Genomic DNA, 18,747 nt, shown 5'->3' with positions numbered 1-18,747 from the left:
GCCAGCACCACCCGCGGCGGGCTTGCCGGCCCGGTGGCGCGTCTCGCCGCGGCGTCGGATCGCCCGCGGGCTCACGCCAGGCTTCCCACGACCGTTATACTGGTCGCTGTATTACACCGAAGACGCGTTGCCATGTTCGACTCTCTAAGTGATCGCCTCAATCGCAGTCTCAAGACGCTGTCGGGCCGCGGCCGGCTGACCGAGGACAACATCAAGGCCACCCTGCGCGAAGTGCGCATGGCGTTGCTCGAAGCCGATGTCGCGCTGCCGGTGGTCAAGCAGTTCGTCGAGGACATCCGTGCGCGCGCGGTCGGCTCCGAGGTGATGACCAGCCTCACGCCGGGCCAGGCCCTGGTCAAGATCGTGCGCGACGAGCTCACGAATCTGCTCGGCGAAGCCAACGAGTCGCTCAATCTCAAGACCAGGCCGCCAGCGGTCGTGCTCATGGCCGGCCTGCAGGGCTCGGGCAAGACGACGTCGGTGGGCAAGCTGTCGCGCTATCTCAAGCAGCGCGAGAAGAAATCCGTGCTGGTGGTGTCGGCCGACGTGTATCGGCCGGCGGCCATCGACCAGCTCGAACGCGTGGCCTCGGATGTCGGCGTGGATTTCCATCCCAGTTCGTCGACCGACAAGCCGGTCAAGATCGCGAAATCAGCGCTCGATGCGGCGCGCAAGGGTTTTTACGACGTCCTGATCGTCGATACGGCCGGGCGCCTGGGCATCGACGAAAAGATGATGGCCGAGGTGCGCGCGCTGCACGACACGCTCGACCCGGTCGAGACGCTGTTCGTCGTCGACTCGATGACCGGCCAGGACGCGGCCAACACGGCCAAGGCCTTTGGCGATGCCCTGCCGCTGACCGGCGTGGTGCTGACCAAGGTCGATGGCGACGCCCGTGGCGGGGCGGCGCTGTCGGTGCGCCAGATTACCGGTAAACCGATCAAGTTCCTGGGTACCGGCGAGAAGCTCGACGCACTCGAGCCCTTTCATCCCGACCGCGTGGCCTCGCGCATCCTCGGCATGGGCGACGTGCTGTCGCTGGTCGAGGAAGCCGAGCAGAAGGTCGATAAGGACAAGGCCGAAAAGCTCGCCAGGAAGCTCAAGAAAGGCAAGGGCTTCGACCTCGACGATCTGGCCGATCAGTTGCGCCAGATGCAGGAGATGGGCGGCATCGGCGCGCTGATGGAAAAGATGCCCGGCGGCGCGCAGATGCCCAAGGGCATGGCCGCGGCCGCCGACGAGACCCAGGTCAAGCGCATGCTGGCGATCGTCGACTCCATGACCAAGCAGGAGAAATCCTTTCCGGACGTGATCAAGGCCTCGCGCAAGCGCCGCATCGCGGCCGGCTCCGGCACCCAGGTCCAGGACATCAACCGCCTGCTCAAGCAGCACACGCAGATGCGCAAGATGATGAAGAAAATGAAGGGCGGCGGCATGAAGAAAATGATGCGCGCCATGCAGGGCATGGGCGGTGGCGGCCCCGGTCTGCCGCCGGGCATGGGCGGCATGGGGCGCTGACCCGGTAGTTTTCGGTTGCCGCAGGCTTCCATTTTGCGCGTATTGACGTACAATGCGCGTCCTTCAAACCGCGCGCGGACGAATCCGCCGTGCGCACACGAATTCTCAACGGCGATAAAACGGCTATGGTCAAAATCCGGCTAGCACGCTCGGGCGCGAAGAAGAAGCCCTTCTATCACATCGTGGCCACGCACAAGGCCAACGCACGCGACGGTCGCTACATCGAGCGCCTCGGTTTCTTCAACCCGGTTGCGGTCGGTGGCGAAGTCCCGCTGCGTCTGGATATCGAGCGCATCGAATACTGGAAAGGCCAGGGCGCGCAGCTTTCCGAGCGCGTGACCAATCTGGTCAAGTCCTTCAACCGTCACGGCGAAGGCGAGGCCGCGCCGCGCGTTACGCCGCCCGAGTCCAAGGCCAAGGAAGCCCAGGCGCAGACCGTTCCGGCCGGTGCGACCGGCGACGTGTCGGCCGCGGGTCCGGAAGGCGAAACGGCGTCGCAGGACGGGCAGGCTTCAAGCTAAGTCTTGACCATGGCCGGTACGGCGCCGCATCGCCCTGTCGTACTCGGCCGTGTGAATGGTCTGTTCGGCGTTCGCGGCTGGATCAAGGTTTATTCCTACACCCGCCCGGCCGAGTCGATCCTCGACTACGAGCGTTGGTGGATCGGGCCCGAGGCCGATCGGCGCGGCTACCGGCTGGTCGAGGGGCGGGTGCAGGGCAAGACGCTCGTAGCCCAGCTCGCCGATGCCGACGGTGAAGCGTTGGCCGACCGCGATGCCGCGGTCGAACTGCTCGAGCTCGATATCGCCGTCGATCGTGGTGATATGCCCGATCCCGAACCCGGCGCGTATTACTGGTTCGATCTTGTCGGCCTGAGTGTGGTCACCGTGGACGGTGTTCCGCTCGGGCGCGTGACGGCGATGATGGAAACCGGCGCCAACGATGTGCTGGTGGTCCGCGGTGAGCGCGAGCGCCTGATTCCGCTGGTCGTCGACGAATTCGTCACCGCGGTTGATCTCGATGCCGGGACGATCCGGGTCGATTGGGATCCGGAGTTCTAGCACGCGCCCTGCGAAGGGCGCGGACCCGGCCCTGCTGGGCCTCGACGCCCGCGCCGCCGTGGCCGACTCGAATCCGCGAAGCCCATGCCGCCAGCCGAGTTCCTGCCCATGCGTATCGATGCCATCACGCTGTTTCCCGAATGGCTGCTTGAGATCGAGCGCTACGGTGTGGTCGGGCGCGGGTTGCGCGAAGGTCGTCTTTCGCTGGCGGCCTGGAATCCACGCGACTACACGACCCATCCCACACGGCGCGTCGATGACCGCCCCTACGGCGGGGGGCCGGGCATGGTCATGCAGAGCGCGCCGCTGGTGGCCACGCTCGACGCGGTGGCGCACCGGCGTGGCGACGCGCGGCCGGCGCCGGTGCTGCTCATGTCGCCGCAGGGCGAACGCTTCGATCAGCGCTGGGCGGAACACCTGGCCGAAGGCTCCGGCTTTGTTCTGCTGTGCGGGCGCTATGAAGGCATCGATCAGCGGTTCATCGATCGTTACGTGGATGCGGAAATCTCGGCCGGCGACGTCGTGCTCTCGGGCGGCGAGCTGCCGGCGATGATGATCATCGACGCCGTGGCCCGGCTGGTCGACGGCGTCCTCGGTGACGCGCGTTCGGCGGCCCAGGATTCGTTCGCCGACACCATCCTCGATCATCCGCATTACACCCGGCCGCCCGGCGATGCCGGCGATTCGGTTCCGGACGTGCTGTTATCGGGCGATCATGCGAAAATCGCACGATGGCGAGAGAAGCAGGCTCTCGGCCGGACCTGGCTGCGACGTCCGGACCTGCTCGACGGTATCGAGCTGGACCCGCGCCAGCAGACGCTGTTGGCCGAGTTCATCGGCGAATATGCCGAGCGCACGCCGCGATCATGAAAAACCCCAAATAATTCCGGCCAGGGGTCCCCAAAGCCGCGTTCTTTCCGGTATAATCCGCCGACTTTGAACGCCCACCCACGGCTGACAACCTACGATTTCAGAGGCAGGCCATGAGCAACATCATCGACGAATTGGACGCCGAGCAGCAAAGCGGCAAGAACATCCCGGATTTCTCCGCCGGTGATACCGTGGTTGTCCAGGTGCGCGTGGTCGAAGGCGATCGCGAGCGCCTGCAGGCCTTCGAGGGCGTGGTGATCGCCAAGCGCAACCGTGGCCTGAACTCGGCCTTCACAGTGCGCAAGGTATCGCACGGCGAAGGGGTGGAGCGCGTGTTCCAGACCTTTTCGCCGGGTATCGCCGAGATCAAGGTGCTGCGTCGTGGCGACGTGCGCCGTGCCAAGCTGTACTTCCTGCGCCAGCGCAGCGGCAAGTCGGCGCGTATCCGCGAAAAGCTGTAGCCTCGCCCGCCGTATCCGCGGCCGGTGGAAAAAAGGCGTCTTTCGAGACGCCTTTTTTCGTTCGATTCCGGTACAAGGATTATCCGCGCCGGACCGGTCGAGCCACCGCTATGACGAGGTGTTGCGGTTCGGCAGGATGCGCGACACGCCCACCAGGCGCTGTGACCAGTACCGACCGTGCAGCTTGATCCGGCGCACGCCGCCCCCCTGGGCCGATGGGCCGGGCACGGCGATGACGGCCACGTTCGGGTCGACCACCACGCCCACGGTCATGCGCCCGCGTCCGTCCTTGCTGTCGGTGCGGAAGAAGACGAGGTCGCCGGGTTGGGCCTGCGCCAGCGGGATCGGTTGGCCGGCATTGAGCTGATCGGCGAGACTACGCGGCAGTGCCCGCCCGTTCCGGCGGTACGCGTAGTAGGCGAGGCCGCTGTCGTCGAACTGGCTCGGGCCGGCCATGTGCCGGGCGTAGCGGTCGCCGACCTGTGCCAGCGCGACCGCGGCCACGCTGCGGCGTGCGGGCGTGGTCTGTGCAAGCGTCTGCTGGACACTTTCCGATTGCGGGCCCGCGGTGCAGGCCGACAGTGTGGCCGCACAAACCAGCGCCAGGCCGGCGCCCGCACGGGCGCGAGTGAGAGGGCATCGGTATTTCATGACCGCTCATGATGCCGCAAGCGCGGGCCAGCGGCCAGACGCGCCGTAGCGCGCCGGCGGCCCGCGCCCCGATCAGAGTGCGCGATGGGCGACCTGGCTTTCGACATGGGCTTCGCGCGGGGTTTCATCCGCGAGCAGGGCGTCGAGATACTTCTCGGCGTCGAGTGCGGCCATGCAGCCGGTCCCGGCCGAGGTCACCGCCTGACGATAGACGTGATCCATGACATCGCCGGCCGCAAAGACACCGGGCTTGCTGGTGGCCGTGGCATTGCCCTGAGTACCGCTCTGCACCTTGATGTAACCGCCTTCCATATCCAACTGGTCGACAAAGATATCGGTATTGGGCTTATGGCCGATCGCGATGAAGATGCCATCGACCGACAGTTCCTGTGTTGCGCCGGTTTTCGCGTGGCGGAAACGACCGCCGGTCACGCCCATTTCGTCGCCCAGGACTTCGTCGAGTTCGTGGTCCCAGATGATGCTCACGTTGCCGTTGGCGGCCTTGTCGAACAGCTTGTCGGCCAGGATCTTCTCGCCGCGGAACTTGTCGCGCCGGTGCACGATGGTCACGTGCGCGGCCAGATTCGACAGATACAGGGCTTCCTCGAGCGCGGTGTTGCCGCCGCCGACCACGGCCACGTTCTTGTTGCGATAGAAGAAGCCGTCGCAGGTGGCACAGGCCGAGATGCCACGACCCATGAATTGGCTCTCGGATTCGAGGCCGAGATAGCGAGCGGTCGCCCCGGTGGCGATGATCAACGCATCGCAGGTGTAAACACCCGAGTCGCCCGCCAGCCGGTACGGCGGGGCCGACAGATCGGTGGTGTGGATCTGGTCGTGGATCATGCGCGTGTCGAAGCGCTCGGCGTGCTGTTTCATGCGCGCCATCAGACCGGGGCCCTGCAGGCCCTCGACGTCGCCCGGCCAGTTGTCGACATCCGTGGTGGTCATCAACTGTCCGCCCTGCTCGATGCCGGTGATCATGACCGGTTCCAGATTGGCCCGCGCGGCGTAGATGGCGGCCGTGTAGCCGGCCGGGCCGGAGCCCAGGATGATCAGGCGGTGATGCGTGGCATCGGTGTGGCTCATGATGTCAGATCGGATGTCGGGTGAATGCCGCTAAACTGCGGCACGTATCGGGCGGATTCAAGTCGCGCGGCCCGTGTTGGGTCGCTACACTGGCGGCTCGCGACAGGAATACGAACTGGCTTTACGACCGCGCGCATCGCGTCGGTCTCATGGGAGACGCTGTGGCTGGCAAACCGTCTTTTTTCCGGCGCCTGGTCGGGGGACTCTGGCGCACGCTCGCGCTGATCTATTCGCTGATCTTCCTGTTGATTCTCATCGCGATTCCGGTGTCGATCTACCTGGTCCTGCATCACCCGGCGCCGCCGGTGCCGAGCCAGGCGGTGCTCGTGGTCGATCCGGTGGGCAACCTGGTGGAACAGGAAAGCGGGGTCGGCGGTCTGGTGCAGAGCGCCCTGTCGGATCAGGGTAAGCCCTCGGTGGTGCGGCGTCTGATCACTGCGCTCGACCGCGCCCGGCACGATGACCGGATCAAGGAAGTCCTGCTCAAGCTGGACGATCTGGGCGGTGCCGCACCCGGCCAGTTGCAGGATCTGATTGCCGCCATCGATCGCTTCAAGAAGTCGGGCAAGCCGGTGATCGCCTGGTCCGATGCGTACGACGAAACCCAGTACGAGCTGGCCAGTCATGCCGACAGGATCTACGTCGACCCGCTCGGTTACGTGCTGCTGACGGGCTACGGCGCCTATCGGACCTATTACAAGGACGCGCTCGACAAGCTCGGCGTGACCGTCAACGTGTTTCGCGTCGGCAAGTACAAATCCTACGTGGAGCCCTATACGCGCAACGACATGTCGCCGGCCGCCCGGGCCGACAACCGCAAGTGGATGGACTCGCTTTGGGGTACGTACAAAAAGACGGTGACCGCCGATCGCGGCATCACACCCGCGGATATCGATCAATACATCGCCAACTATGCCTCGAATCTCGTGGCCAACCACGGCAATGCCGCGGCGCTGGCCCGCAAGGCCGGTCTGGTGGATGCGATCAGTACGCTGCACGATTTGCATAAACCGTTGATCGCCAAGGTGGGGCGGGACCCGGCCAGCGGCAGTTTCAATCAGGTGAACCAGGACGATTACCTGGCCGATACCCACGGCCATACGAGCGCGAACGAGTCCAGGCTGGCCGTGGTCACGGTCTCCGGCGATATCGTCAATGGCCAAAGCGTGCCCGGTTCGGCGGGCGGTGAGACCATATCGCGGCTGATCGACACCGCGCGCCGCGACGACCACGTGGCCGGCCTTGTGCTGCGGGTCAATTCGCCGGGCGGTTCGGTGACCGCAGCCGAGCGGATACGGCGCTCGGTAGTGGCGTTCCGTCAGGCTGGCAAGCCGGTGGTGGTGTCCATGGCGGGCATGGCGGCCTCGGGCGGCTACTGGATTTCGATGAATGCCAACCAGATCTGGGCCGAGCCGTCTACGATCACGGGTTCGATCGGTATCTTCGCGATCGTGCCGACGTTCTCCAAGCCACTGAACAAGCTTGGCATTCATACCGACGGCGTGGGCACAACCAGGCTGGCCGGTGCGATGCGGCTGGACAAACCGTTGTCCGAGCCGGTCAAAACGATACTCCAGGCCGGCGTCGAGCGCGGCTACCACCAGTTCATCGGCCACGTGGCGCAGGCACGCGACATGTCGACCGATGCCGTCGACAAGATCGCCCAGGGGCGCGTGTGGAGCGGGGCCGGCGCCAAGCGGATCGGCCTGGTCGATAAACTGGGCGATGTCACCCAGGCGGAGGCGGCCGCGGCGAAGCTCGCCGGACTTAACCCGGCGCATTACAAGCTTCAGTCCATGCAGCCGCCGACGGACTGGCGCGCCGCCGTGCAGCAGTTGCTGAGCAGCCACATCACCGCATCGTTGCTGCCGTCGTGGCTGGCCGCGCCGGCCCATACCGATGCCGTGAATTTCCTGCGCAGCCTGAGCGACCCGCATGGCCTGTATGCGCGCTGCTTCTGCCGGATACAATCCGCCGATACACTCAATGGCGCCGCCAGGGCGCGCAATGCTTTGAAGGCACGTTAGTCTATGGGATTGCTCATCGATGGCCACTGGCACGACCAGTGGTATGACACCGATTCGAACGCCGGCCGTTTCGTTCGCGAGTCCGCCGGCTTTCGCAACTGGATCGATTCGAACGAGAACAGCGCTTTCACGCCGCAGGCCGGGCGGTATCACCTGTACGTGTCCCTGGCCTGCCCGTGGGCCCACCGGGCCTTGATACTGCGCCGGCTGAAAGGCCTCGAGAAGGTGATCGGCCTATCGATCGTCGATCCCTACATGGGTGAATACGGCTGGCAGTTCTCGGATGTAGCGGGCGCCATTCCGGATCCGCTTTACGGACTCGATTACCTGCACCAGCTTTACCAGAAGGCCGCGCCCGACTATACCGGGCGCGTGACCACGCCCACGCTCTGGGATACGGTGCACGAGACCATCGTGTCGAACGAATCGGCCGATATCGTGCGCATGTTCAATTCGGCCTTCGACGCGCTGGCCGAGCACCCGGATCGCGACTACTATCCCGAAGCGCTGCGGGCCGAGATCGACGCGGTCAACGAACGGGTCTATCACGACGTCAACAACGGTGTGTACAAGGCCGGGTTCGCGACCACGCAGGCTGCGTACGAACAGGCGTTTGACGCGGTCTTCGAGACGCTGGACTGGCTCGACACGCGTCTGGGCGGACAGCGCTATCTGGTGGGCGGGCAAGTAACCGAGGCCGACTGGCGCCTGTTCGTCACGCTCGTGCGTTTCGATGCCGTCTACTACAGTCATTTCAAGTGCAACCGTCAGCGGATCGCGGACTATCCGCATCTGGCCGGCTATCTGCGCGAGTTGTACCAGGTTCCGGGCGTCGCGGACACCGTGAACATGCAGCACATCAAACAGCACTACTACCGCAGCCATCCGGGTATCAATCCGACAGGTATCGTCCCGGTGGGCCCGGCGCTGGATTTCGAGGCACCGCCCGAGCGTGGCCATCTGCCCTAGGGGCCTGGGGCCCCGGGATCACATCCGGCGGCTACGGGCCCGCGCCTGTTCCAGCATACTCTGGAGCGTCACGGGCTGGTTGGTGAATATCCAGGGGATGCCACGGCCGATTTCGCGTTCGAGCAGGCCGCGCCGGCTGACGAAGCCGCTGCCGATCAGGCGGTCGTGTCGTTGGCTGTCACGAATGTCGGTGCGTCGAATGAACAGATACGGACCGGCGATCCCGCCGCAGTCGTGCCGGCGGCTCCAGGCGCGAATCGCCCGCCAGTTGCTTTTGGCCACCGGTACGCGTGCATTGGCCGGCAGCTCCGCCACCGCGTCGAACAGGGCGGGGTCGAGCGCGAGGACGTGATAATCGTCGCCGGCCGTGAGTCCGGCAAGGTGTTCGCGCATTCGGGTTTCGGCCCGGGTCGAGCCGCGCGTCTTCAATTCGATCATCAGATGGGTCCGATCGCCATAGCGCTCGACGATCTCGGCAAGATGCGGCAGCTCGGGGGCACAAGCGCGCAGCGCGGGCCAGGTGAGTACGTCGATGCGCTCGGGACGCCCGAATACACGCGACAGATCGGCATCATGCACGACCACGGGTTCGTCGTCGGCGGTATAGCGGACATCGAACTCGATCGCACCGACGCCGGCCTGCACCGCGAGATCGAAGGCAGCGAGCGTATTTTCCTTGATGTGCACGCCGTCACGCGCCCCGCGATGGGCGACGATCATGCTGCGTTCGAGCTGCGCGCGCGCCGGACGACGGCGCGGCCAGGCCGCCAGGACGGCCTCGATCAGCCAGAGGAGGTAATGTTCGACGAAATGCTGCAACACGGTCTGTACGAACGGGTCGACGCGCGATTATAACGGCTTGCCGCCGGATGCAGCGTGGCCAGGCGTGCTCGTTATGCCTATCCTCAGTGGTTGGTACATCGACAGGCGACTCATGAAACAAGCCACGCGTCTCGTTCACGCCGGGCGTCGGCCCGCCGCGCACTACGGCATGGTCAACACGCCCGTTTATCACGCATCCACGGTGTTGTTCGACAACCTGGCCGCGTTCGATGCCTCGCAGGCCGACCCGTTCGCGGGTGTGCACTATGGCCGACTGGGTACGCCCACGCAGTTCGCGTTCGAACAGGCCGTGGCCGAGCTCGAGGGGGCGCACGGCGCCGTGAGCACATGCTCCGGCCTGGCGGCGATCGCGACTGCGCTGCTTTCGGTGGTGGCGGCCGGCGATCATCTGCTCGTGGCCGATAACGTCTATGGTCCGACGCGCAAGCTTTGCGACGGCCTGCTCGCCCGGCTCGGCATCGAAACCGAGTACGTGGATCCGTTGATTTCGGCCGAAGCGCTGGCCGCATGCTTTCGCGACAACACGCGCGCGCTGTTTGTCGAAGCGCCCGGTTCGCTGACCTTCGAGATTTCGGACGTACCGGCGCTCGCGGCCGTGGCGCGCGCGCGGGGTGCCTGCGTGATTGCCGACAATACCTGGGGCACGCCGATCTATTTCGATGCCTTCGCCCACGGTATCGACCTGTCGGTGCACGCGGCGACGAAATACATCGTCGGTCACTCGGATGCCATGCTCGGCGTCGTGAATTGCCGCGATGCCGAGTATTACCGGGCGGTGCGGCATACCTCCATCGCGCTCGGCTACTGTGCCGGCCCGGACGATGTCTATCTCGGCGCGCGCGGGCTGCGCACACTCGGCCAGCGTTTGCCGGTCCACGAAGCCAACGGTCTGGTGCTGGCGAACTGGCTCGCCGAGCAGCCGGCGGTGGCCCGCGTGCTGCATCCGGCCCGGGCCGATCATCCGCAGCACCACCTCTGGCAACGCGATTTCACCGGTGCCTGCGGGCTGTTCGCGATCGAGCTGATACCGGCGGACCGTCAGCGGCTGGCCGCGCTCATCGACGGGCTGGCTTATTACGGTCTGGGGGCATCCTGGGGCGGTTACGAAAGCCTTGTGTTGCCGGTGACGCCGGCCGCCTCGCGCACGGCCACGCACTGGCAGGCGCCGGGCCCGCTGCTGCGCATCCACGCCGGGCTCGAGGACATCGCCGATCTCATCGACGATATGGCAGCGGGGCTGGCGCGTTACACCGCCGCCTGAGCGGGCGCGGCAGGCCAAGGCGGCCGGCGCGCGGCGATCACTCGGCCGTGGTGCCCAGGCGCGGCGGCACGTGGCGGTTGTCACCAGGCCAGACGCAGCCCGGCAAAGATATGGCGGTGCGTCGGCGGGTAGAAGTTGCGGAAACCGGGCCGCCTGATATCGGCCTCGGTATGAACACTCGCGCCACGCGTGACGTAATGATGGCGGTCGAACCAGGGTTTGGAATAACCGTCGTAGGGAAACGCCCTGAAGCCGGGATACGGCTTGAATGCGCTGTCGCACCATTCCCAGACCTGGCCGGTCGCATCGAGCGGTACCGTGCGCGCGGCGGCTTCCCACTCGTGCTCGGCGGGCAGGCGGGCGCCGGCATGGCGTGCGAATGCCCGCGCTTCGTACCAGCCGATGCCGTGTACCGGCGCGTCGCCGATGGGCTGGCTCCCATCGTGTCCGGCAATGCGCCAGCCGTCGTCCGCGGCGCGCCAGTGCTGGGGATGATCGATGCCCGCGGTGCAGCGCCAGCGCCACCCGTCGTCGTCCCAGAGCTCGTGGCGATCGTAGCCGCCGTCCTGCATGAAGCCCAGCCACTCGGCGTTGCTTACCGGGCGGCTGGCGATGTCGAAAGCCGCGATCTCGCGTTCGTGGACCGGTTTTTCGTTGTCGTAGGCGGCGACGCCGGGCGTGCCCAGGCGGAGTCGTTGTGCGGGCACCGGCACACGCCGGTCGCGTGCCGGTGCCGCGGTCCGCAGCGTCGCCGTGTCCAGGCCCGCTTCGAGATCGAGCTGGGCGGCGGCCAGGCGCATGGTTTCCAGGTGCTGGGCGTAGTGCTGGCGCAGAAAGGCCTGCAGATAGCCCTGTTGTAACAATTCATGGCCGGACTCGGCGGCGCGTTGCCAGTAATGGTCGTTCACGATGGTGACTTCATCGGTCCATTCGCGCATGGCGCGCGGTCCGGGCAGGCGTGCCCCCCGTGTGTGCTTGGCGCATTCCTCGGGGAAATACAGCCCGCACCAAGGCGTGGTGATCGAACGATCCCCGAATATATGCTCGGCCAACCAGTAATTCTCCGCGAAAAACACATGGCCCACGTGCCACAGCAGCGGGCTGAGGTCGGGGTGAGGCTGGCGCCGCAGCGTCGCCTCGTCGCGGCCCTCCAGCATGGCCTGCGATGCGCGCCGCAGTGCGGCCAGACGCGAGCAGGGTTGCGCAGTCATGATGCGAGTCCGTTCAGCAAGTCAGGGCCCGAGCGTAACAACGTGTTCCGGAACGACAGCTTGCCAGCCGGCATCGTCGTCGAAAGCTTCGGAGGCGATCACGCTGCCACCGTGCCATGCGCGATGGACATACAGCGATGGCGCGGCGGTGTTGAATGCGCTGCGTACGGCGACGATCTCCCGGCCGTCGGTTAAAATCATGTTGAGAAGCGCTTTCAGTTCCCCGTGCCCGTCTAGCCATTCGTGAACCCGGCGCAACGCCTGTGCCAGGCGCTCGGCCAGCGCCCCGTTCTGCTGGCGTACCAGGGCAAACAGGTATTCTGAATCGGTGTTCCCATTGATGGTCTGTTCAATGGCCGGCGCGAGTTCCGCGCGCACCCGCGCGCGCAGAGTGGCGGCGAAGTTCTGGATATAGCCGTTGTGGGCGAACAGGAGGCCGTCGCCGGCAAAGGGCTGGGTATTGGCGTGATCGGTGCCGAGGCCCGGCGTGGCGCTTCTGACGTTGCCCACCCATGCCCCCCGGCGCAGACTGCGCGCCAGTGCATCGACGTTGCCATCGGCCCAGATCGGCAACGTATGCCGGTAGACCGCGGGCTGGCCGTCATCGGCATACCAACCGACCCCCCAGCCGTCGGCATTGACGGTGGCGCTGGCCATCTCGCGTGCGTCCCACGACTGACGCGCCAGGCTATGCGGCGTGGCGTCGAGGAATTGGCGCAGCGAACAGGGCGGGCCGAGATAGGCGGCGATTCGGCACATGGCAGCGGCAACGGTGGATGGGTCGACCCATGATAACTTCGAAGCCTGCCATTACATCGCCTGTTTCATGAGTCGAGATGTTCTGTCCACGCGGCTGGTCCATCACCGCGTGGCGCCCCTGCGTCGCATGCCCGGTCTGGCCGAGGATGCCCGGGCAGGGTTGATGGAGCGGCCGCGCTGGCTGCCGCCGAAGTATTTCTACGACGCGCGCGGTTCGCAGCTGTTCGAGGCGATCTGCGACACCCCCGAGTATTACCCGACGCGCGCCGAAGCCGCGTTGCTCGCGGCCGAGTCCCGGCGCGTGATCGAGCGCATGCGGCCGGCGCATATCATCGAGCTCGGCAGTGGCAGCGCGCGCAAGACGCGATGCCTGCTCGCCGCGTGCGATGCGCTGGGCGTGCACCCGTGTTACTGGCCGTTCGAGGTCAGCACGCAGATCATGATCGACTCGGCCGAGCAGTTGATCGGGGACTATGAATGGCTGCATGTCGAGGCCATGAGCGGCGATTACACCGCCGGGCTGGCCCACCTGCCGTTACCGGCCGATGCGGCGCGGCGTCTGTTCGTGTTTCTCGGCGGCACACTCGGCAACTTCGAGCCGGCCCAGGCGGATGCGTTCCTGGCCGAGATCGTCGCGCTGATGGGCCCGGGTGACGCGCTGCTGATCGGCCTGGATCGGGTCAAGGACGTCGCCGTGCTCGAGGCGGCGTACGACGATGCCGCCGGTTACACGGCCGCGTTCAACAAGAACGTGCTCAACGTCCTCAACCGGACGCTGGGCGGTGATATATCGCTGGATCTCTATCGGCACCAGGCCGTGTTCAACCGGCCGTTGTCGCGGATCGAGATGCGGCTGATCGCCGAACGGCCGCACCGGGTGCATCTGCAGGCGCTCGGCCGGCGCTTCGACATGGCTGCCGGGGAGTCGATTCTCACTGAAATCAGCCGCAAGTTCTCGCGCGACGACATCGCGTCCCTGCTGGCGCGTGCCGGGCTGCGCGAGGCGGAACACTTCGAGTACGGCGCGGGCGATTACTCGCTGGTGCTGGCGGTGCCCGGCGCCTGATCCGGCGCCGCCAGGCGGCCCGGCGCGGGCCTCGAGATGTCCCGGCCGGGCGGCGTGCGCGTTACGCGACGTCGAGCAATTTGAGCAGCAGTGCCGTCTGGGCATGCAGGCGGTTTTCTGCCTCGTCCCAGACCACGCTGGCGGGCCCGTCGATTACTTCGGCGCTGACTTCCTCACCGCGGTGAGCCGGCAGGCAATGCATGAACAGGGCATCATCCGCGGCCCAGCTCATGAGCGCGCGATTGACCTGATAGTTGGCGAAGTCCGCGAGGCGGGTTTCGCGATCGTCCTCATCGCCCATGCTGGCCCAGACATCCGTGACCACGAGATTGGCGCCGTCCACCGCTTCCTGGGCCTGTTCGCACACGGTTACCGCCGCGCCCGCGTCACGCAGCATGAGTGCGTCCGGACGATAGCCTTCGGGGGCCGCGATGCGCAGCGAGAAACCCATCAGGCGGGCGGCGTTGATATACGAGTGGCACATGTTGTTGCCATCGCCGATCCAGGCCACCTTCGCGCCGCGGATCGAGCCGCGATGCTCGACGTAGGTCTGCAGGTCGGCCAGCAATTGACAGGGATGCAGGCGATCGGTCAGGCCGTTGATCACCGGGGCCTTGGAATAGGCGGCGAACTGTTCCAGCACCGCATGTGAGTGGTTGCGGATCATGATGGCGTCGCACATGCCCGACAGCACGCGTGCGGTGTCCTCCACCGGTTCGCCGCGCCCGATCTGGGTATCGCCCGGCGACAGGAAGATGGCGTGGCCGCCGAGCCGTGTCATGGCCGCCTCGAACGAAACGCGGGTGCGGGTGGAGGCCTTTTCGAACACCATCGCCAGACTCTTGCCGATCAGCGGGCGGTCGGACGGCGCGCGGCGCTTGCGCTCGATGGCGCGTTCGATCAGATCTTCGATACCGGCAGTGCCCAGATCGTCCAGGCTGAGGAAATGTCGCGAACTCATGAATGAATGGGGATCGTGGATGAATGGAAAGCCAAAGCATCATGCACGCCGCGCGGGCGCGCGCGCCCTGATACTTTCGGCGGGCAGACGCGCAATCCTCCAATAAAAAGGACCCCGCCGCAATGCGACGGGGCCCCGAGTCGGGCTTGGCGCCGAGCGTGCTTAGCTGGCCGCCTCGAACTTCTTGGCGATGCCGTCCCAGTCGACGACGTTCCACCAGGCTTCCACGTACTCCGGCTTGCGGTTCTGGTACTTCAGGTAGAAGGCATGCTCCCACACGTCCAGACCCATGATCGGCTTACCGGATTCCGCAACCACGTCCATGATCGGGTTGTCCTGGTTGGGCGTCGGCACGATCTTGAGCTGATCGCCGCCGGCCGGGACCAGCCACACGAAGCCGGAACCGAACAGTCCGGTCGCCTCGCCGGTGAACTTCTCCTTGAAGTCATCGAACGAACCGAAGCTCTTGTCGATCGCCTCGGCCAGTTTGCCGGTTGGCTTGCCGCCGCCGTTGGGCGACATCGTTTCCCAGAAGATGATGTGGTTGAGATAACCACCGCCCTGGTTGCGTACGGCGGCACCGTGCTGGCCCGCGTTGGCCAGGATCGTCTCCAGATCCTGGTCCGCCAGCGGCGTGCCATCGATGGCTTTCTGGAACTTGGTCAGATAAGCATTGTGGTGCTTGTCGTGATGGATCTCCATGGTGCGCCCGTCGATGTAGGGCTCGAGCGCATCATAATCGTAGGGCAGATCGGGCAGTTCAAATGCCATGACGGTGTCCTTGTTGTCATGAATGAATCAACGTCACTCCCTTATATAAGGATTACGCCTTGTATTTCAAAGGCGGCGCGCGCCCCGGGCGCGCACACGCCGACCGTACGGGCGATCGGGCCGCAGGCCGGGTCTCGGTTGCGCCCTCGGCGCGGTACGCGGCGCGCGCCGCGGATCGGGGTCGCACGGTCTTGATCGGAAGCCGTTTACACCCCAGTTATACTACATTCACATCTAACCCGACATCGAGGTAGGGCCAATGAGCGCGAAAGCTATGGAAGTCATCAAGCAGGAAGTCGAGGGCAACCCGATCGTGCTTTACATGAAGGGGACGCCGGACTTTCCGCAATGTGGCTTCTCGGCGCGCAGCGCCGAGGCAATCAAGGCCTGCGGCGTGCCGTTCAAGGCCGTCAACGTATTCGACGACGAACAGATCTATCGCCAGGGCGTGAAGGTGTACTCGAACTGGCCGACGATCCCGCAGCTGTTCGTCAACGGCGAACTGGTCGGCGGTTCGGATATCGTGATGGACCTGTTCCAGTCCGGCGAACTGAAGCCGATGCTGGAAAAAGCCGCGACCCAGGAATCGGCCGGCGGTTGATCCGCAGCCTTCCACGCCGCCGCCGCCGGGCTTCGACGCCCGGCGGCGGCGGCGGCGATTCGGTGTGCACAGGGCGAGCGCTCGGTCGGGCTGCGGAGCCGTTGACGCCGCTCACGACGAGGACGGTTCATGACGACGGGCGCGGATAACCCTCATATCGGCATTATTCTGATCGGCGACGAGTTGCTCTCGGGCAAGCGCCAGGACAAGCACATGCCCGCCGTCATCGAGATGCTGCACGAGCGCGGGCTCGAACTGGCCTGGGCGCGCCTGGTGGGCGACGATGCGACGCTTCTCGAGCGTACGCTGGCCGAGACCATGGGCGCCGACGATATCGTTTTCAGCTTTGGCGGCATCGGCGCCACGCCCGACGACCGTACCCGGCAGTGCGCCGCGCGTGCGGCCGGTCGCGCGCTCGAAATCAACGCGGCGGGCCGCGACATACTCGAGACAAGGTTCGGTAACGAGGCCTACCCGAACCGTATCCACATGGTCGAATGGCCAGCCGGGTCCGAAGTGATTCCGAACCCGATCAACCAGGTGCCCGGCTTCAGCCTGGGCGATCATCATTTCGTGCCCGGTTTTCCGCGCATGGCGTGGCCGATGGTGGCCTGGGTGCTGGATACGCATTACGCCCATCTGCACGATGCCGAGCGCGATGTTGAATATCTGGTCGAAGTGTTCGATACGCCCGAAAGCGCGCTGATCGATCTCATGCAGGCGGTGATGGATGCGCATCCGGCGGTTCGTGTGGCCTGTCTGCCCGCCGCCGACGGCCGGCGCCGGATCGAATTCGGCGTTCGCGGCCGGCCGGCACCGGCCGCCGCGGCGTTCGATGCCCTGGTTGCGGCATTGAATGAATCGGCTATTCCAACGGGCGCCTGTACCTCGCGCTAGGGTTTAGGTAGTCTTGCCCGGAAGCTAGATCTTTGAGCTCGCAGTAAAAACGATGAACGCGACAGGGGGTCGTCGCTGCGGGCAAAGGGGGGGACTTGGACGGTAGCCGTCGCCTGCGCCTGTTGAGCCTGTCGCGCGTTTTGCGCAGCCGGGTTACGCGCACGGCTTATTATGGGTTGGCGATCGCCGTCATCGCCATCCTCGTTGCCACCGTGGCCAACGCCTTCATACAGGAGGGCGGGGCCACGATCGGCAAGCTCTGGAACGCCCAGCTGAACAATCCGACGTTGTGGTTACTGGACGCCATGCCGTTCGTGTTCCTGCTGTGGGGCCAGTATGTCGGGCTGGTGGTATCGACCGAAGCCAGTGCCATGGTGCTCGACGAGACCGAAACCCTGCGCGGCGACAATGCGGCACTCGCGGCCGAGGCGCAGCGCTCGCAGCGCATCGATTCGCTCACCGGGCTGATTAATCGCAGCCACTTCGTCGACAGCCTTCAAGCCGGTATCGAGTCGGCCTATCTGAATGCGACACGGGTCGGCGTGATCGTGCTCGACCTGGACGGCTTCTCCGAGATCAATGAACACTACGGACAGGCAAACGGCGACCGCGTACTGATCGCGGTGGCCCGTCGTCTGGAGCGGGTGGTGCCGGAATCCGCGACACTGAGCCGGCTGAACGCCGATCGATTCGGCGTGGCGATCATGGCGCTGGCGTCGCTGTGCGAGCTCGAGCGGGTGGCCGAGCGAATCAGGGATGCCATCATCCCGCCGTGTCCGCTCGACGGCATGTCGCTGCAACTCGCGGCGAGCGCGGGCGGCGCGTACTACCCCGATAATGCCATCGACGCCTATGGTTTGATCGACGCGGCCAGCCAGACGATGTATGAAGTCAAATCGCGCGGCGGTGACTTCAGCATGGCCTGTTCGACACGCAGGGTGGACGGTGTGGCCATGCATTCGTTGTCGGCGGAACTGCGCCGCGCGATTGACGACGACGAACTGGTTCTGTATCTCCAGCCGCTGGTGGACGCTTCGACGTCCGAAGTCTATGGCGCCGAGGCGCTTGTCCGATGGCAACATCCGCGCCGCGGCCTGATCATGCCGGGCGATTTCATTCCGCGCGCCGAACGCAGCGGATTGATAAATGACCTCACGCTCTGGGTGTTGCGCCGCGCGGTCAAGTATGCCGGGGTGTTGCGCCGGGATGGTCGCGATCTGCGCATCTCGATCAACGTATCGGCACGCTCGATTCTACGGCCGGATTTCGCCGACACCCTGGAAACGTTGCTGGCGGTCCAGGGGCTGCCCGGGGCGGCGCTGACGCTCGAACTGACCGAGGATACGCTCATGGCCGACCAGGCCCGGACGCTGGAGGTCATGACGCGATTGGCGGGTGGCGGCGTACAGGTATCGATCGACGATTTCGGCACGGGCTATTCGCAGCTGTCCTATCTCAAGCGCCTGCCGGTCGCGGAGATCAAGATCGATCGCTCGTTCGTGCAGGACATGCTCGAGTCGGATACGGATCTGTCGATCGTGTCGGCCACCATCGGACTGGCGCATGCCCTGAATCTGCGGGCCGTGGGCGAGGGCGTGGAGTCGGCCGGCCAGCTCGATCGCCTGCAAGAACTGGGCTGCGACCTCACCCAGGGTTTTTACATCGGGCGGCCCATGCCCCTGGAACAGTTCCAGCAGTGGCTGAGCGACTGGGACCATAAACACGCTTGAC

General features: G+C 65.4%; 18 protein-coding genes and 1 pseudogene. 12 read left to right on the top strand and 7 right to left on the bottom strand.

All coding sequences use genetic code 11. The features are described 5' to 3' along the window. Nucleotides 1-132 precede the first annotated feature (132 nt). The 5 genes and pseudogenes from ffh (at nt 133) to rplS (ending at nt 3,910) form a co-directional block, all read left to right on the top strand. Nucleotides 133-1,518, top strand: a complete 1,386-nt coding sequence (ffh, locus tag ACS8YF_RS11605; protein ID WP_440850377.1) for a signal recognition particle protein — start codon at nt 133-135, stop codon at nt 1,516-1,518. A 125-nt stretch (nt 1,519-1,643) separates the two neighbouring features. Then, nucleotides 1,644-1,880: pseudogene (gene rpsP, locus ACS8YF_RS11600) on the top strand (30S ribosomal protein S16); the annotation flags it as partial. Nucleotides 1,881-2,048: 168 nt separating this feature from the next. Further along, entirely contained in the window at nt 2,049-2,579 is a 531-nt protein-coding gene (gene rimM / locus ACS8YF_RS11595; protein ID WP_440850376.1) for a ribosome maturation factor RimM, read from the top strand. Nucleotides 2,580-2,687: 108 nt separating this feature from the next. Then, entirely contained in the window at nt 2,688-3,449 is a 762-nt protein-coding gene (trmD, locus tag ACS8YF_RS11590; RefSeq protein WP_440850379.1) for a tRNA (guanosine(37)-N1)-methyltransferase TrmD, read from the top strand. Nucleotides 3,450-3,562: 113 nt separating this feature from the next. Further along, nucleotides 3,563-3,910: a 50S ribosomal protein L19 gene (gene rplS / locus ACS8YF_RS11585; RefSeq protein ID WP_109994928.1), complete on the top strand. Its 348-nt coding sequence runs from the start codon at nt 3,563-3,565 to the stop codon at nt 3,908-3,910. A gap of 108 nt (nt 3,911-4,018) precedes the next feature. On the opposite strand, the gene ACS8YF_RS11580 is transcribed toward rplS, so the two are convergent. Both ACS8YF_RS11580 and trxB read right to left on the bottom strand, forming a co-directional pair. Continuing rightward, nucleotides 4,019-4,561 (bottom strand): C40 family peptidase, encoded by a 543-nt coding sequence (locus ACS8YF_RS11580; protein ID WP_440850375.1) that lies wholly within the window; start codon nt 4,559-4,561, stop codon nt 4,019-4,021. A gap of 72 nt (nt 4,562-4,633) precedes the next feature. Beyond that, the gene (gene trxB / locus ACS8YF_RS11575) at nt 4,634-5,650 is read right to left on the bottom strand and encodes a thioredoxin-disulfide reductase (protein ID WP_440850374.1); all 1,017 of its coding nucleotides are present in this window, start codon (nt 5,648-5,650) and stop codon (nt 4,634-4,636) included. 161 nt (nt 5,651-5,811) lie between these two features. On the opposite strand from trxB, the gene sppA reads away from it, so the two are divergent. Both sppA and ACS8YF_RS11565 read left to right on the top strand, forming a co-directional pair. After that, nucleotides 5,812-7,677: a signal peptide peptidase SppA gene (gene sppA / locus ACS8YF_RS11570; RefSeq protein ID WP_440850373.1), complete on the top strand. Its 1,866-nt coding sequence runs from the start codon at nt 5,812-5,814 to the stop codon at nt 7,675-7,677. Nucleotides 7,678-7,680: 3 nt separating this feature from the next. Next, on the top strand, nt 7,681-8,646 hold the full coding sequence (locus ACS8YF_RS11565) for a glutathione S-transferase family protein (RefSeq protein WP_440850372.1): 966 nt from the start codon (nt 7,681-7,683) through the stop codon (nt 8,644-8,646). Nucleotides 8,647-8,664: 18 nt separating this feature from the next. Here ACS8YF_RS11565 and ACS8YF_RS11560 read toward each other — a convergent pair whose 3' ends face one another. Then, nucleotides 8,665-9,468, bottom strand: a complete 804-nt coding sequence (locus ACS8YF_RS11560; protein WP_440850371.1) for a glycerophosphodiester phosphodiesterase — start codon at nt 9,466-9,468, stop codon at nt 8,665-8,667. A gap of 112 nt (nt 9,469-9,580) precedes the next feature. On the opposite strand from ACS8YF_RS11560, the gene metC reads away from it, so the two are divergent. Then, a complete protein-coding gene (metC, locus tag ACS8YF_RS11555) occupies nt 9,581-10,750 on the top strand; it encodes a cystathionine beta-lyase (protein WP_440850370.1) in 1,170 nt (389 codons plus the stop codon). Between the two features lie 80 nt (nt 10,751-10,830). Here the strand turns inward: metC and ACS8YF_RS11550 are convergent, their stop codons facing one another. Both ACS8YF_RS11550 and egtC read right to left on the bottom strand, forming a co-directional pair. Next, entirely contained in the window at nt 10,831-11,961 is a 1,131-nt protein-coding gene (locus ACS8YF_RS11550; protein ID WP_440850369.1) for an SUMF1/EgtB/PvdO family nonheme iron enzyme, read from the bottom strand. Between the two features lie 21 nt (nt 11,962-11,982). Beyond that, a complete protein-coding gene (gene egtC / locus ACS8YF_RS11545; protein ID WP_440850368.1) occupies nt 11,983-12,720 on the bottom strand; it encodes an ergothioneine biosynthesis protein EgtC in 738 nt (245 codons plus the stop codon). 67 nt (nt 12,721-12,787) lie between these two features. Here egtC and egtD point away from each other — a divergent pair, with 67 nt between their 5' ends. Then, a complete protein-coding gene (egtD, locus tag ACS8YF_RS11540; protein ID WP_440850367.1) occupies nt 12,788-13,786 on the top strand; it encodes an L-histidine N(alpha)-methyltransferase in 999 nt (332 codons plus the stop codon). A gap of 61 nt (nt 13,787-13,847) precedes the next feature. Here the strand turns inward: egtD and argF are convergent, their stop codons facing one another. Both argF and ACS8YF_RS11530 read right to left on the bottom strand, forming a co-directional pair. Next, nucleotides 13,848-14,747: an ornithine carbamoyltransferase gene (gene argF, locus ACS8YF_RS11535; RefSeq protein WP_440850366.1), complete on the bottom strand. Its 900-nt coding sequence runs from the start codon at nt 14,745-14,747 to the stop codon at nt 13,848-13,850. Nucleotides 14,748-14,909: 162 nt separating this feature from the next. After that, nucleotides 14,910-15,518, bottom strand: coding sequence for a superoxide dismutase (locus ACS8YF_RS11530; RefSeq protein ID WP_440850365.1), 609 nt, complete (start codon nt 15,516-15,518; stop codon nt 14,910-14,912). Nucleotides 15,519-15,777: 259 nt separating this feature from the next. Here ACS8YF_RS11530 and grxD point away from each other — a divergent pair, with 259 nt between their 5' ends. The 3 genes from grxD to ACS8YF_RS11515 all read left to right on the top strand — a co-directional run bounded on the left by grxD (nt 15,778) and on the right by ACS8YF_RS11515 (nt 18,746). Then, nucleotides 15,778-16,119, top strand: a complete 342-nt coding sequence (gene grxD / locus ACS8YF_RS11525; protein WP_199678848.1) for a Grx4 family monothiol glutaredoxin — start codon at nt 15,778-15,780, stop codon at nt 16,117-16,119. Nucleotides 16,120-16,248: 129 nt separating this feature from the next. Beyond that, nucleotides 16,249-17,016, top strand: coding sequence for a competence/damage-inducible protein A (locus tag ACS8YF_RS11520; RefSeq protein WP_440850364.1), 768 nt, complete (start codon nt 16,249-16,251; stop codon nt 17,014-17,016). 95 nt (nt 17,017-17,111) lie between these two features. After that, nucleotides 17,112-18,746, top strand: coding sequence for a putative bifunctional diguanylate cyclase/phosphodiesterase (locus ACS8YF_RS11515; protein WP_440850363.1), 1,635 nt, complete (start codon nt 17,112-17,114; stop codon nt 18,744-18,746). The last annotated feature ends 1 nt before the right edge of the window (nt 18,747 follow it).

It is taken from the genome of Salinisphaera sp. SWV1 (assembly GCF_052044155.1).
Lineage (GTDB): Bacteria > Pseudomonadota > Gammaproteobacteria > Nevskiales > Salinisphaeraceae > Salinisphaera.
Note: the sequence above shows the minus strand (reverse complement) of the source record. Positions and strands in the feature narration are given on the sequence as shown.